The organism is Paenibacillus sp. Dod16 (genome assembly GCF_049893405.1).
Taxonomy (GTDB): domain Bacteria; phylum Bacillota; class Bacilli; order Paenibacillales; family Paenibacillaceae; genus Paenibacillus_AQ.
In genome coordinates, this window is record NZ_JBNDYG010000144.1 from 1 (window position 1) to 410 (window position 410).

Annotated in this window: 1 protein-coding gene; it reads right to left on the reverse strand. The window is 58.5% G+C overall.

From position 1 onward, the window contains the following. Nucleotides 1-23 precede the first annotated feature (23 nt). On the reverse strand, nucleotides 24-410 hold a 387-nt coding region (locus ACPV3A_RS37820), incomplete at its 5' end, for a sodium:solute symporter family transporter (RefSeq protein ID WP_426205024.1).

The following is a 410-nucleotide window of genomic DNA, read 5'->3' on the forward strand; positions in this document are numbered from 1 at the left end:
GGATAATCCCGAGGTATGAAACGTCACCCCGGCTCGCGGGTACGAATCTCATCCGGGGCCACATGGGCAATGGCCTGCATCGTCTCGAATCGGCCGCTTGAGCCGACTTTGCCGGATAGCAGGGTACCGAGAATACCGCCAGCGAAACCAATCGGAATGGACACGATACCCGGATGCTTGAGCGGGAAAATCGCTTCCGCCCGGATCCAGCCGGCCCCGGGATCCATGACGTTAGGCCCCACGGCCATGAGCAGCAAGGAGGATATCAATCCGGCGGCAATGCTCGACATGGCCCCATACGTATTAAATCTCCGCCAAAATAGCGTGAACAGCAGCACCGGCAGATTAGCCGAAGCCGCAACCGCGAACGCAAACGAAACAAGAAATGCCACATTCAGCTTCTGCGCGCC